The organism is Variovorax saccharolyticus (assembly GCF_030316765.1).
GTDB classification, from domain to species: Bacteria; Pseudomonadota; Gammaproteobacteria; order Burkholderiales; family Burkholderiaceae_C; genus Variovorax; species Variovorax saccharolyticus.
In genome coordinates, this window is record NZ_JASZYT010000003.1 from 137,957 (window position 1) to 151,515 (window position 13,559).

Below are 13,559 nucleotides of genomic sequence, written 5' to 3' on the forward strand. Positions count from 1 at the left end.
TTCCTTTTTGTTGCTGCCGGAGCCTTTATTCCATGCCGTCCTTCGACACCGTTTGTGAACCCAACTTGCCCGAGGTCAAGAATGCGGTCGAGAACACCGCCAAGGAAATCGGCACGCGTTTCGACTTCAAGGGCACCGCGGCCGCGGTCGAGCTCAAGGACAAGGAGATCACCATGATCGGTGACGCCGAATTCCAGCTCGTCCAGGTCGAGGACATCCTGCGCGCCAAGCTGACCAAGCGCAGCGTCGACGTCCGCTTTCTCGACAAGGGCGACGTGCAGAAGATCGGCGGCGACAAGGTCAAGCAGGTCATCAAGGTCAAGAGCGGCATCGAGACCGAGACTTCGAAGAAGATCCAGCGCCTGATCAAGGACAGCAAGCTCAAGGTGCAGGCCGCGATCCAGGGCGACGCGGTGCGCATCACGGGCGCCAAGCGCGACGACCTGCAGGCGGCGATGGCACTGATCAAGAAAGACGTGCCCGACATGCCGCTCACCTTCAACAACTTCCGGGACTGACCGCCCCATGAAGATCCTCATCCCGCTGCTGCTGGCCGCGGCCTGCACGCTGGCGCAGGCCCAGTCGGTCACCCTGACCGGCACCATCGGCAGCCGCGCGATCCTGATCGTGAACGGCGGGGCGCCCAAGACGCTGGCGGTCGGCGAGACCTTCCAGGGCGTGAAGCTGGTCTCGCTGCAGGGCGAACAGGCGACGGTCGAGGCCGACGGCAAGCGGGTGGCGCTGCGCATGGACACTCCCGTGAGCATCGGCGGCGGCGGCGGAGGGTCGGGCGGCGGGACCCGCATCGTGCTGCCGGTGGGCAGCGGCGGGCACTTCATGGCGCAGGGGGCCATCAACGGCCGCACGGTCAATTTCATGCTCGACACCGGCGCCACCACCATCGCGATGTCGGCCGCCGACGCACAGCGCATCGGGCTCGATTTCAGCAAGGGCCAGCCGGTGCGCATGAACACCGCCAACGGCGTCGCCCAGGGCTATCGCGTCCGGCTCGCCTCGGTGCGGGTCGGCGACGTCGAGATCTACGACGTCGAGGCCATCGTCTCGCAGCAGCCGATGCCCTACGTGCTGCTGGGCAACAGCTTCATCAACCGTTTCTCGATGCGCCGCGACGCCGACCAGATGGTGCTCGAAAAGCGGTTTTAGGCTCGCCCCCAGGTTGCCCGGCACTTCGTGTCCGGGCTCCCACCCCCTGCCGGGGGCAACACCAGCGGCCCGGCAAAGCCGGTTCCGCGGTGTTTCACCAACGGGCCTGGCTGCGCCGGCCGGGAATACTGGCGCGATGGTTTGTTCTTGGGGGCGAGCTCAGGCCACCGCCGCCGTCACCACGATCTCGATCTTGTAGCCCTGCTTGGCCATCGCGGCCTGCACGGTCGCGCGCGGCGGGGTGTTTCCGGCCGGGATCCAGGCGTCCCAGACCTCGTTCATGGCGGCGATGTCCGTGATGTCGGACAGGAAGATCTGCGTCATGAGGATGCGCGACTTGTCGCTGCCGGCCTCGGCCAGCAGGCGGTCGACCATCGCCAGCACCTGCGCAGTCTGGCCGCGGATGTCCTGCGACAGGTCGTCGGGCACCTGGCCCGCGAGGTAGATCGTGCCGTTGTGGACCGCGGTCTCGCTGAGGCGCGGCCCGACGTGAAAGCGCTGGATGGATGACATGTCTTGTTTCCCTGTTTGCTATTTCTTGGAGCCGAGCCTGGATTCGGTGCCGGCCAGCAGCCGCCGGATGTTCTCGCGGTGGCGCCAGATCAGCAGCAGGCTGATCGACACCAGCACGAGCAGCACCGCGAGGTCGAGCGGCCAGGCGATCCGGCCACCGATCAGATAGTAGGCCGGCGCGAAGAAGGCCGCCACGATCGAGGCCAGCGAAGAGTAGCGGAAGAACACCGCGATGATCAGCCAGGTGGCGCCGGTCGCCAGGCCCAGCAGCGGCTCGATGCCGACCAGCGCGCCGGCGGCGGTCGCCACGCCCTTGCCGCCCTGGAAACCGAAGAACACCGGATACAGGTGCCCCAGGAAGGCAGCCAGCCCGGCCACGGCCGCTGTGCCGGCGCCCAGGTCCCAGTCGGCGCCGAAGCGGTGGATCAGGAACACCGGCAGCCAGCCCTTGAGCGCGTCGAGCAGCAGGGTCGCGAGCGCGGCACCCTTGTTGCCCGAGCGCAGCACGTTGGTGGCACCCGGGTTCTTGCTGCCGTAGCTGCGCGGATCGGCCATGCCGAGGGTCTTGCTGACGATCACGGCGAAGGACAGGGATCCCAGCAGGTAGGACAGGACGATCGCGATCAACGAGGGAAAGTAGGAACTCACGGTTTCTCCGGGCGCCTCCGTTCGAGGCAACCGGCTATTCTGCCAGCGCGCAATGCACCGGCCGGGCGCCGAGCAGGCCGAGGCAGACCTGCGGGTCGATGCCCACCAGGTAGCCGCGCCGCCCGCCGTTGATCGCGATGCGCGGCAGGTCGAGGATGGTCGACTCGATGTAGACCGGCATCGCGCGCCGCGTGCCGAAGGGCGAGGTGCCGCCGACCAGGTAGCCGCTGTGCCGGTTCGCGACCTCGGGCTTGCAGGGCTCGACCGACTTGGCGCCGATCTGCCGCGCCAGGTTCTTGGTCGATACCGTGCGGTTGCCGTGCATGAGCACGATCAGCGGCTTGGCGTCCTGGTCCTGCATCACCAGCGTCTTGACCACCGTGAAGGGGTCGAGGCCCAGCACCTCGGCGCTGTGCTGGGCGCCGCCGTGCTCGAGGTACTCGTAGGGGTGCTCGGTGAAGGCGATGCCGTTCGCCCGCAGCAGCTGGGTGGCGGGGGTTTCGGAAACGTGCGTCTTCTTGGCCACGGTTTCTAGTCAGTTGAGGACAGAGCAAAAACTGCTGCGCAGTTTCTTGGTCTGTCCCGCAAGGTCTCAGGAAGCCGGATCCCGCATTTCCCACCGGATCTTGTCAATCTCGGCCAGCAGCTCCGGAGACAGCGTGGTGCCCCAGGCGTCGAGGTCTTCGTTCAGCTGGGCCACCGAGGTCACGCCGATGATGGTGCTCGCCACCTGCCACTTGGTGTAGCAGAAGGCCAGGGCCATCCGCGCCGGCGTGAGCCCGTGTTCGCGGGCCAGCGCGTTGTAGCGGCGGGCCGCCTTGAGCGCATCGGGGCGGCCCCAGCGCTGCTTGCGAACCGACTCGTAGCTCGAGATGCGGGCGCCCTTGGGCGCGTCCGGGCCCTCGGTGCCGCTCTGGTCGTACTTGCCGGTCAGGAGGCCGAAGGCCAGCGGCGAATAGGCCAGCAGCGAGACGCCCAGGCGGTGCATGGTCTCGTCGAGCCCGTTCTCGGCGGCGCGGCTGATCAGGCAGTAGACGTTCTGCACCGTCGCCACCCGCGGCAGGCCGTGCTGCTCGGCCAGCCGCACGAATTCGTGCACGCCGTAGGGTGTCTCGTTCGACAGACCGATCGCCCGCACCTTGCCGGCCTTGACCAGCTTGCCCAGCGCTTCGAGCTGGTCGTGGATCGGCGTGGTCGAGGTCTCGCGCTTCGGGTCGTAGTAGAGCTGGCCGAAGGCCGGCACGTGGCGCTCGGGCCAGTGGATCTGGTAGAGATCGATGACGTCGGTCTTCAGCCGCCTGAGGCTGGCCTCGCAGGAGGCGGCGATGTCGGCCGGCGTCATGCCGCTGCCTTCGCGCACCCAGGGCATGCCGCGCGACGGGCCGGCGACCTTGGTCGCCAGCACGAGCTTCTGGCGCGCGCCCGGGTTCTTGTCGAACCAGTTGCCGATGATCGTCTCGGTGGCGCCGAAGGTCTCCTTGCGCGCCGGCACCGCGTACATCTCGGCGGTATCGATGAAGTCGACCCCGCGCTCCAGGGAGCGATCGAGGATGGCGTGGGCGGTGGGCTCGTCGACCTGCTCGCCGAAGGTCATGGTGCCGAGGCAGATCGGCGTCACCTGAAGGTCGCTTTGACCGAGTTGGATTTTTTGCATGGCCGAAATGCTACCCGCTGCCGTCGACAGCTGTCTTGCAGCCGACTGCGCGCACCGGCCGGGGTCCTTATCATCGGATTCGATGTACCAAGCCCTCCGCCCCTCGCGCAGCGAATTCGTTCCCGTCCGCCACCTCAACTACCACGTGCGCCTGTGGGGAGAGCCGTCGGCCGCCCGGCCGCCGCTGGTCATGATGCACGGATGGATGGATGTGGCGGCGTCCTGGCAGTTCGTGGTGGACGCGCTCGCGGAAGATCGCTTCGTGGTGGCGGCCGACTGGCGCGGCTTCGGCCTCACCGACGGCGGGCAGGTCGACAACTACTGGATGCCCGACTACCTGGCCGACCTCGACTGGCTGCTCGACCACTATGCCGGCGACACGGCGGTCGACCTGGTCGGCCACAGCATGGGCGGCAACGTGGTCATGCAGTACGCCGGCGTGCGGCCGCAGCGCGTGCGCCGACTGGTCAACCTCGAAGGCTTCGGCATGCCGGCCTTGAAGCCCGAGCAGGCGCCCGAGCGCTTCGGCAAGTGGATCGACGAGATCAAGCGCCTGCACGACGGAAAGATGGCCCTGGCCGGCTACCCGGCCCTCGACGGCGTGGCGCGCCGGCTCATGAAGACCAACCCGCGCCTGACGCCCGACAAGGCCGACTGGCTGGCCGCCCACTGGTCGGCCGCCCGGCCCGACGCCGAGGGCGGCGAGCGCTGGGAGATCCTCGGCGACCCGGCCCACAAGATCATCAATGCCAACCTGTTCCGGGTCGACGAGATGCTGGCGCTGTATGCCGCCATCCGGGCGCCGCTGCTGGCGGTGGAGGCCTCGGACGACAGCCTGGGCCAATGGTGGAAGGGCCGCTACACGCTGGACGAATACCACCAGCGCCTGAAAAGCGTGCCCGACGCCCGCATCGCCCGGGTCGAGGACGCCGGCCACATGCTGCACCACGACCAGCCGGCCGCCGTGGCCCGCCTGATCGAAGAATTCACCGCCGCCTGAGCGCGCTCCCCCCTGCCCCGGACCCGGCCATGCCGGGCATGAGAAAATACGCGGTTTCCCCCGAACACCGTCAGGACACCCCATGGATGCAGAGCAAATCAACCAAATCGGCGCAACTCTCGCGGACCTGAGCGCCCGCACGGTCGATTTACGGAGGTATCTTTGACTACGATGCCAAAGCTGAACGACTGAGGACAGTCAACGCGTCGCTCGAAGACCCGAACGTCTGGAACGACCCCAAGAAAGCCCAGGAGCTGGGCAAGGAAAAGAAGGCGCTCGACGACGTCGTGGTCACGCTCGACCGGCTCACCAGCGGCCTCGCGGACAACACCGAGCTGTTCGAGATGTCGAAGGAAGACGGCGACATGGACGGCCTGCAGGCCATCGCCGATGACGCCGCCAAGCTCGAAGCCGACATCAAGCAGCTCGAGTTCCGCCGGATGTTCAACAACCCGGCCGATCCGCTGAACGCCTTCGTCGACATCCAGGCCGGCGCCGGCGGCACCGAGGCCTGCGACTGGGCCAGCATGCTGCTGCGCCAGTACCTGAAGTACGCCGAGCGCAAGGGCTTCAAGACCCAGATCGAGGACGAGACCCCGGGCGATACCGCGGGCATCAAGGGCGCGACCATCAAGGTCGAGGGCGACTACGCCTTCGGCCTGCTGCGCACCGAGACCGGCGTGCACCGGCTGGTGCGCAAGTCGCCCTTCGACTCCTCGGGCGGCCGCCACACCAGCTTCGCGAGCATCTTCGTCTACCCGGAAATCGACGATTCGATCGAGATCGACATCAATCCGTCGGACGTGCGCACCGACACCTTCCGCGCCAGCGGCGCCGGTGGCCAGCACATCAACAAGACCGATTCGGCGGTGCGGCTCACGCACATCCCGACCGGTATCGTGGTGCAGTGCCAGGACGGCCGCAGCCAGCACAGCAACCGCGACGTCGCCTGGAAGCGGCTGCGCTCGCGCCTGTACGACCACGAGATGCGCAAGCGCCAGGAAGAGCAGCAGAAGCTCGAAGACAGCAAGACCGACGTCGGCTGGGGCCACCAGATCCGCAGCTACGTGCTGGACAACAGCCGTATCAAGGACCTGCGCACCAACGTCGAGATCTCGGCGACGCAGAAGGTGCTGGACGGCGATCTCGATGCCTTCATCGAAGCGTCGCTGAAGCAGGGCGTCTGATGCAGGCCCGCAAGGTGGAAGCCCTGATCTTCGACATGGACGGCACCATGGTCGACTCCATGCCCTGGCACGCCAAGGCATGGATCGAGTACGGCATCCGCCACGGGATCGATATCGACGTGCCGAAGTTCATGCGCCAGACCACCGGCCGCACGGCCTTCGAGTGCGCCTGCGAACTCATGGGCCGCGAGGTGAGCGAGGCCGAGAGCGCCGAGATCACGCACCGCAAGGAGTCGATCTACCGCGAGCTCTTCGGCGCCCGGTTCCGCGAGGTGCCGGGCTTCAACGCCTTCAACCGGGCGGCGGTGGCGCGCGGGCTGAAGGTCGCGGTCGGCACCGCGGGCGACCGGCACAACATCGCCTTCACGATGTCCCACCTGCGGCCCGACCCGGCGCCGCTGGCGATCGTCGGCGGCGACGAGGGCCTGCCCGGCAAGCCCGAGCCGGCGATCTTCCTCGAGGCCGCGCGCCGCATCGGCGTGGCGCCATCGCGCTGCATCGTCTTCGAGGACGCGCCCTTCGGCATCGAGGCCGCCCGCCGCGGCGGCATGCTGGCCGTGGCGGTGTGCACCACCCACAGCGCCTCCGAGCTCGCGGGGCCGCACGTGATCGCGGCCGTGCGCGACTATGACGAACTGAACAACTCAAACTTCCTGGAGACACTCGATGCTGCTGCGTGATGCCCAAGGCCAACCGATCGCGATCCGTCGCGAGGACTACAGCGCGCCGGCCTACTGGATCGACACGGTCGAGCTGACCTTCGACCTGGACCCGGCCAAGACGCGGGTGCTCAACCGCATGCGCCTGCGCCGCAATCCCGAGGTGGCGCCCGAGCCGCTGCGCCTGGACGGCGACGAACTCAACCTGGCGCGCGTGCTGGTCGACGGCCAGGGCGCCTCGTTCCGCATGGAAGCCGACCAGCTGGTGATCGACAACCTGCCCGACGCCTTCGAGCTGGAGATCTTCACCACCTGCTGCCCGATCAAGAACACCAAGCTCATGGGCCTGTTTGTGAGCGAGGACACCTTCTTCACGCAGTGCGAGGCCGAAGGCTTCCGCCGCATCACCTACTTCCTCGACCGCCCCGACGTGATGGCCAGCTACACGGTGACGCTGCGCGCCACCAAGGCCGCCTACCCGGTGCTGCTGTCGAACGGCAACCTGGTCGAGCAGGGCGACCTGCCCGAGGGCCGCCACTTCGCGAAGTGGGTCGACCCCTTCCGCAAGCCCAGCTACCTGTTCGCGCTGGTCGCGGGCAAGCTGGTGGCGCGCGAGCAGCAGATCAAGGCCCGCAACGGCCGCGAGCACCTGCTGCAGGTGTACGTGCGCGCCGGCGACCTCGACAAGACCGAGCACGCGATGAACTCGCTGATCAACTCGGTGCTGTGGGACGAGGCCCGCTTCGGCCTGCCGCTCGACCTCGACCGCTTCATGATCGTCGCCACCAGCGACTTCAACATGGGCGCGATGGAGAACAAGGGCCTGAACATCTTCAACACGAAGTACGTCCTGGCCAATCAGGCCACCGCCACCGATGCCGACTACGGCAACATCGAGAGCGTGGTCGGCCACGAGTACTTCCACAACTGGAGCGGCGACCGCGTCACCTGCCGCGACTGGTTCCAGCTCTCGCTCAAGGAGGGCCTCACCGTCTTCCGCGACCAGGAGTTCAGCCAGGACCTGTGCGCCGAGCCTTCGGCGCGCGCGGTCAAGCGCATCGAGGACGTGCGCGTGCTGCGCACCGCCCAGTTCCCGGAAGATGCCGGCCCGATGGCGCACCCGGTGCGGCCCGACAGCTACATCGAGATCAGCAACTTCTACACCGTCACCATCTACGAGAAGGGTGCCGAGGTGGTGCGCATGATGCAGACGCTGGTCGGCCGCAAGGGCTTCGAGCGCGGCATCACGCTGTACTTCGAGCGCCATGACGGCCAGGCCGTGACCTGCGACGACTTCGCGCAGGCCATCGCCGATGCCAACCCCGACACCGAGCTGGCGCGCCTGCTGCCGCAGTTCAAGCGCTGGTACAGCCAAGCCGGCACGCCGCGCCTGGCGGCCCACGGCGTGTACGACGCGGCCTCGCGCAGCTACACGCTGAGCTTCGTGCAGAGCTGTGCCCCGACGCCGGGCCAGGCGACCAAGGAACCGTTCGTGATCCCGGTCAACCTCGGCCTGCTCGGCGCCGACGGCCGCGAGCTGCCGGTGCAGCTGGAGGGCGAGGCCGAGGCCACCCAAGGCACGCGCACCCTGGTGCTGACGCGCGCCGGCGAGCAATACACCTTCGTCGGCCTCGATGCCGAGCCGGTGCCCTCGATCCTGCGCGGCTTCAGCGCCCCGGTGATCCTGGACTACGACTACGGCGATGCGCAGCTGCTGACGCTGCTGGCCAACGACCCCGACCCGTTCAACCGCTGGGAAGCCGGCCAGCGCCTGGCGCTGCGGGCCGCTCTGCGCGCCATCGCCGAACCGGGCGTGGCCGGCGAGCAACCGCTCGGCGAGGCCTTCATCGACGCCATGCGCAGCGTGCTGCGCCATCCGCAGCTCGACGCCGCCTTCAAGGAGCTGGTGCTCACGCTGCCCTCCGAGACCTACATCGCCGAGCAGCTCGACGTGGTCGACCCGCAGCGCGTGCATGCGGTGCGCGAGGCCATGCGCGCCCAGCTCGCGAGCGCGCTGTTCGCCGACTGGGAGCAGGCCTACGAGCAGAACCACGACACCGGCGCCTACACGCCCGATCCGGTCTCCTCGGGCCGCCGTGCGCTGGCGGGCATCGCCCTGCTCCACCTGTGCCTCGCGGCGCGGGCCTCGGGCGATGTGGTGTGGCCCGGCAAGACGCTGCAGCGCTTCAAGGATGCCGGCAACATGACCGACCGCTTCAACGCCCTCAACGCGCTGGTGGCCTCGGGCCATGCGCTGGCGGCGCCGGCGCTGGCGCGCTTCCACCAGATCTTCAAGGACGAGGCGCTGGTGATTGACAAGTGGTTCTCGCTGCAGGCCGGCGCGCCCGACCGCGGTGGCGACATCCTGCCGCTGGTCAAGCAGCTCATGAAGCATCCGGACTTCTCGATCAAGAACCCGAACCGCGCCCGCAGCGTGATCTTCAGCTACTGCAGCGGCAATCCAGCCGCCCTGCACCGCCCCGACGCGGCCGGCTACGTGTTCTGGAGCGACCGCGTGATCGAGCTCGACGCCATCAACCCGCAGGTGGCGGCACGGCTGGCCCGCGCGCTCGACCGCTGGAGCAAGCTCGCCGAACCCTACCGCAGCGCCGCGCGCGAAGCCATCGCCCGCGTCGCCGCGCGCCCCGACCTGAGCAAGGACACGCTCGAAGTCGTGACGCGCGCGTTGTCGATCTGAACCTCAAGGACCCCAAGTACATGGCCCAATCGAAGATATCCCTCACCCGCTACCTGGTCGAGCAGCAACGCGCCGACGGCCTGATCCCCGGCCAGCTGCGCTTGTTGCTCGAAGTGGTCGCGCGCGCCTGCAAGAGCATCAGCCAGGCGGTCAACAAGGGCGCGCTCGGTGGCGTGCTCGGCACGGCCGAGAGCGAGAACGTGCAGGGCGAGATCCAGAAGAAGCTCGACATCATCGCCAACGAGGTGCTGATCGAGGCCAACGAATGGGGCGGCCACCTGGCCGCCATGGCCAGCGAGGAGATGGACAGCATCTACGTGGTGCCCAACCGCTACCCGCAGGGCGAATACCTGCTGCTGTTCGATCCCCTCGACGGCTCGAGCAACATCGACGTCAACGTCAGCATCGGCACCATCTTCAGCGTGCTCAAGAAGCCCGACGACACGCCCGGCGTTCAGGAAGGCGACTTCCTGCAGGCCGGCAGCAAGCAGGTGGCGGCCGGCTACTGCATCTACGGCCCGCAGACCACGCTGGTGCTGACCGTCGGCGCCGGCGTCGCGATGTTCACGCTCGACCGCGAGCAGGGTTCCTTCATGCTGACGCAGGAGGACATCCAGATCCCGGCCGACACCAAGGAATTCGCGGTCAACATGAGCAACATGCGCCACTGGGATGCCCCGGTGAAGCGCTACATCGACGAATGCCTGGCCGGCAAGGAAGGCCCGCGCGGCAAGGACTTCAACATGCGCTGGATCGCCAGCATGGTGGCCGACGTGCACCGCATCCTGATGCGCGGCGGCGTCTTCATGTACCCCTGGGACAAGCGCGAGCCCGAGAAGGCCGGCAAGCTGCGCCTGATGTACGAGGCCAACCCGATGAGCTGGCTGGTCGAGCAGGCCGGCGGCGCCGCGACCAACGGGCGCCAGCGCATCATGGACCTGCAGCCGAGCAAGCTGCATGAGCGGGTGGCTGTTGTGTTGGGGTCGAAAAACGAGGTCGAGCGGCTGACCGGCTATCACGATCCGCTATAATCGAAGGCTTAGCCGGTGTAGCTCAGTCGGTAGAGCAGCTCATTCGTAATGAGAAGGTCGGGTGTTCGATTCATCTCTCCGGCACCAAACGTGAAAAAGCCCGCTGTCGAAAGACGGCGGGCTTTTTTGCTTTGTAGTGGTCAGCTGGCGCCTGGCTTCGAGCGGGATTCGATTCCGCCAGCCTCTCCATCTCGTGAATCAGGACCGATGGCTTGACGCGAAGCGCGTCCGCCAATGCCACCGCCAGGCCCTTCAAACTCCCACTATCCCTCGCTCCGACGCTAGCGGCAAGCTGGTAGCGAGCGAGGCTGAAGCGCCACCGTGGCCCCGGCCCCGTCGCGCCTCCTATGTGTCGGTGCTGTTCAATTTCCACCCATAACCAACTGTGCCCGCGAGCCTCTGCCAGAGCCCCTCCATCCCCCTTTTTGGAGTTGACGCGATGGGCGCTCAAGCGCTCAATCGAGGTTCCCCAGCGCCCCGAAAGCTCAGGCATGAAGAGGTCTTCCGTCATCGCAGTCGTCGCTGGTTGCACGATCCTTCTCGGCTGCGACTTGCAGCCTCGAGTCCTGTTCGTGACCAGCGGCACCCTGTTCCAGGTCATGCAGTTGACCGATGCAGAAGACGGCTGCCCCGCGCCTCGCCGTGTCGTCTACCTCACGCTCTGGGATGGCGGCACCTCGCGCGGATGCTGGGTGCGCGAGCAGGCCTTCATTCGCGCCCAGTTCCCCGACCTGGGCGAGCGGCTGGTGCCGGTGAACGACTTCCGTCCCACCACGCTCGCCGAATATCGGAATTTCACCCTCGACTAGGCCTCGTAGTTTTCCCTCTTCACTGGGGACAACTTTGGGGAAAACCGCACGGAATTGGAGCGGAATCGTTGCCTGGCGTGGCCTGCAACACGGTGCCTGCGAAAGCAGCACCCGGCCCCGGCCAGCGCTTCCAGACCCGGATGCATAGCAGAAATCCGGCCCTCCGACGGGCTGCGGACGCCATATCGTTATGCTCGCCGCACTCTGCTCACCAACGGGTCCATCGCCTTGGCACACGATCTCCACTTCGACGCCTACGTCAGCTTCACGCTCGCGGTCCTGCTGCTGTTCGTCGGCAAGGCATGCACGCGCCGCTTCGAACTGCTGCGCCGCTACAGCATTCCCGAGCCGGTGATCGGCGGGCTGGTCTGCATCGCGATCGTCAGCGCGCTGTACCTCGCCTTCGGGCTCAAGATCGATTTCCAGCTCGGCGTGCGCGACGTGCTGCTGCTCTATTTCTTCGCCGCGATCGGCCTCGGCTCCGACGTGCGCACGCTGCGCCAGGGCGGGCGGCCGCTGCTGATCCTGGTGGTGCTCGCCACCGGCTTCATGGTGTTGCAGAACCTCGCCGGCATGGCGGTGGCGAGCGGCTTCGGGCTCGACCGCCGGGCCGGCCTGCTGACCGGCTCGGTGTCGCTCACCGGCGGCGTGGGCACCACGCTGGCCTGGGCGCCGCACTTCGTGCAGCTGGGCATCGCCAATGCCGAGACCATCGGCCTGGCCAGCAACATGGCGGGCCTGATTTCCGCATGCGCGATCGGCGGGCCGATCGCCGCCTACCTGATGCGGCGGCACCGCCTCAAATCGTCGGAAGAGGCCGAGCTCGAGGTCGGCGTGCGCTACGAGGATGTGGAACACACCCGCCTCGACTACAACAGCGTGCTGCTGGCGATGCTCTGGCTCAACGTGGCGCTGATCCTCGGCCGCGGCATCAGCGGCGCGATCGCACTGACCGGCCTGCGGCTGCCCGACTTCGTCGGCGCACTCATCGCCGGCATCGTGCTGCGCAACGTGAGCGCGCAGTTCACGAAGCAGAAGGGCCAGCTCTGGCACTGGGACCGCATGCGCGCCGGCGTGGCGCTGATCTCGGACATCTGCCTCGGCGTCTTCCTCACGATGGCGCTGATGGGCCTGCAGCTCTGGCAGATGCACGGCGTCGCGGTGTTCGTGCTCACCGCCGTGTCGCTGCAGATCGTGATGGCGATCCTGTTCGCCCTCTTCGTGGTGTACGTGTTCATGGGGCGCGACTACGAGGCCGCCGTGATCTCCGCCGGCTTCGGCGGCATCGCGCTCGGCTCGACCGCCACCGCGATCGCCAACATGAGCGCGGTGACGCGCGAGCACGGCGCCGCGCCGCGCGCCTTCATCGTGGTGCCGCTGGTCTGCGGCTTCTTCATCGACCTGGTGAATGCGCTGGTGATCGGGCTGATGGCCGGTTGAAGTGCTCTGGCAGCCGGCGATCGCGGAACCCCCGGCGGGCCGGCACCCTGCCCGATGTAAAATTGACGGTTTTTCCAGTAGGTGCAAGTGTCAAGGCGCACAGGTTTCACCGACTCGGCGCTGGTTCGCTTGCTCGCTCGACTGACCGACATCAACGTCCCCGAATCCAGGCATGGCTTCGCGGATCGATTGAGTCAATGGTTCGGCTGGACCGACGCCATCTCCCTTTCCGCAGCGCTCGATGGCAGCTGGGCGGCTGCGCCGTCGCGCGCCCGCGTGCCGGCGAGCGCCGAAGAGCGCGAATGCGCCGGCGTGCGCGCCGCATTGGCGAAAGCGATCAACGAACGCGGCGCCTTCGCGTCCGACTTCGCGTCCCACCGCCGCCGCTATCTGGCCCGGCAGCAGGCGATGGAGACGGCGATCGGGCCGTTGCGCGGTCGCCTGCGCGCCAGGCTGGCGGCCGGCTCGCCCTCCATGGCACGGCTGGCGGCCGTCGATGCGGTGATGGCGCAGGTGCTGGGTGCGCAGGAGCAGCGCCTGCTGTCGACCGTGCCCGGGCTGCTCGAGAAGCACTTCGAGCGCCTGCGCAAGGCCGAAGCCGCGCGCGACGCGAGCGATGGCGGGGGCGACTCCGGCGCATGGCTGGAGGCGTTCTGCGCTGACATGCGCAGCGTGCTGCTCGCCGAACTGGATATCCGATTGCAACCGATCGAAGGGCTGCTCGAAGCCCTTCGCAAGAGCTGACAGCTACACAGG

Annotated in this window: 14 protein-coding genes and 1 tRNA gene; 11 read left to right on the plus strand and 4 right to left on the minus strand. The window is 67.4% G+C overall.

Annotation, left to right across the window (positions count from 1 at the left end):
• Positions 1–32: 32 nt before the first annotated feature.
• Both QTI45_RS11360 and QTI45_RS11365 read left to right on the plus strand, forming a co-directional pair.
• Positions 33–518: a YajQ family cyclic di-GMP-binding protein gene (locus QTI45_RS11360; protein ID WP_286368767.1), complete on the plus strand. Its 486-nt coding sequence runs from the start codon at positions 33–35 to the stop codon at positions 516–518.
• Positions 519–525: 7 nt separating this feature from the next.
• On the plus strand, positions 526–1,164 hold the full coding sequence (locus QTI45_RS11365) for a retropepsin-like aspartic protease family protein (RefSeq protein ID WP_286654415.1): 639 nt from the start codon (positions 526–528) through the stop codon (positions 1,162–1,164).
• A gap of 159 nt (positions 1,165–1,323) precedes the next feature.
• Here QTI45_RS11365 and QTI45_RS11370 read toward each other — a convergent pair whose 3' ends face one another.
• The 4 genes from QTI45_RS11370 to QTI45_RS11385 form a co-directional block, all read right to left on the minus strand.
• Positions 1,324–1,677: a RidA family protein gene (locus QTI45_RS11370; RefSeq protein ID WP_286368765.1), complete on the minus strand. Its 354-nt coding sequence runs from the start codon at positions 1,675–1,677 to the stop codon at positions 1,324–1,326.
• Between the two features lie 18 nt (positions 1,678–1,695).
• Complete coding sequence (plsY, locus tag QTI45_RS11375; protein ID WP_286368764.1) at positions 1,696–2,325, minus strand: glycerol-3-phosphate 1-O-acyltransferase PlsY; 630 nt, start codon at positions 2,323–2,325, stop codon at positions 1,696–1,698.
• A gap of 34 nt (positions 2,326–2,359) precedes the next feature.
• Positions 2,360–2,851, minus strand: coding sequence for an aminoacyl-tRNA deacylase (locus tag QTI45_RS11380; protein ID WP_286654416.1), 492 nt, complete (start codon positions 2,849–2,851; stop codon positions 2,360–2,362).
• 66 nt (positions 2,852–2,917) lie between these two features.
• Positions 2,918–3,979, minus strand: coding sequence for an aldo/keto reductase (locus QTI45_RS11385; protein WP_286654417.1), 1,062 nt, complete (start codon positions 3,977–3,979; stop codon positions 2,918–2,920).
• 82 nt (positions 3,980–4,061) lie between these two features.
• Here QTI45_RS11385 and QTI45_RS11390 point away from each other — a divergent pair, with 82 nt between their 5' ends.
• The 9 genes from QTI45_RS11390 (at position 4,062) to QTI45_RS11430 (ending at position 13,547) form a co-directional block, all read left to right on the plus strand.
• Complete coding sequence (locus tag QTI45_RS11390; RefSeq protein WP_286368761.1) at positions 4,062–4,979, plus strand: alpha/beta fold hydrolase; 918 nt, start codon at positions 4,062–4,064, stop codon at positions 4,977–4,979.
• 82 nt (positions 4,980–5,061) lie between these two features.
• A protein-coding gene (gene prfB, locus QTI45_RS11395; RefSeq protein ID WP_286368760.1) for a peptide chain release factor 2 occupies positions 5,062–6,166 on the plus strand; the annotation gives its coding sequence in 2 pieces (ribosomal slippage) (positions 5,062–5,142 and positions 5,144–6,166; 1,104 coding nt in all).
• Positions 6,166–6,846, plus strand: coding sequence for an HAD family hydrolase (locus QTI45_RS11400; RefSeq protein ID WP_286654418.1), 681 nt, complete (start codon positions 6,166–6,168; stop codon positions 6,844–6,846). The genes prfB and QTI45_RS11400 overlap by 1 nt, the downstream gene beginning before the upstream one ends.
• Positions 6,833–9,523, plus strand: a complete 2,691-nt coding sequence (gene pepN / locus QTI45_RS11405) for an aminopeptidase N (RefSeq protein WP_286368758.1) — start codon at positions 6,833–6,835, stop codon at positions 9,521–9,523. The genes QTI45_RS11400 and pepN overlap by 14 nt, the downstream gene beginning before the upstream one ends.
• Positions 9,524–9,543: 20 nt before the next feature.
• Positions 9,544–10,554, plus strand: coding sequence for a class 1 fructose-bisphosphatase (locus QTI45_RS11410; RefSeq protein ID WP_286368757.1), 1,011 nt, complete (start codon positions 9,544–9,546; stop codon positions 10,552–10,554).
• Positions 10,555–10,565: 11 nt separating this feature from the next.
• Positions 10,566–10,641, plus strand: a tRNA-Thr gene (locus QTI45_RS11415).
• 485 nt (positions 10,642–11,126) lie between these two features.
• Positions 11,127–11,363: a hypothetical protein gene (locus tag QTI45_RS11420; protein ID WP_286654419.1), complete on the plus strand. Its 237-nt coding sequence runs from the start codon at positions 11,127–11,129 to the stop codon at positions 11,361–11,363.
• 228 nt (positions 11,364–11,591) lie between these two features.
• Positions 11,592–12,803 carry a sodium/glutamate symporter gene (gltS, locus tag QTI45_RS11425; protein ID WP_286368755.1) on the plus strand — a complete coding sequence of 404 codons (1,212 nt, stop codon included), beginning with the start codon at positions 11,592–11,594 and terminating at the stop codon, positions 12,801–12,803.
• A gap of 129 nt (positions 12,804–12,932) precedes the next feature.
• On the plus strand, positions 12,933–13,547 hold the full coding sequence (locus QTI45_RS11430) for a DUF3348 domain-containing protein (protein ID WP_286654420.1): 615 nt from the start codon (positions 12,933–12,935) through the stop codon (positions 13,545–13,547).
• Positions 13,548–13,559 lie beyond the last annotated feature (12 nt).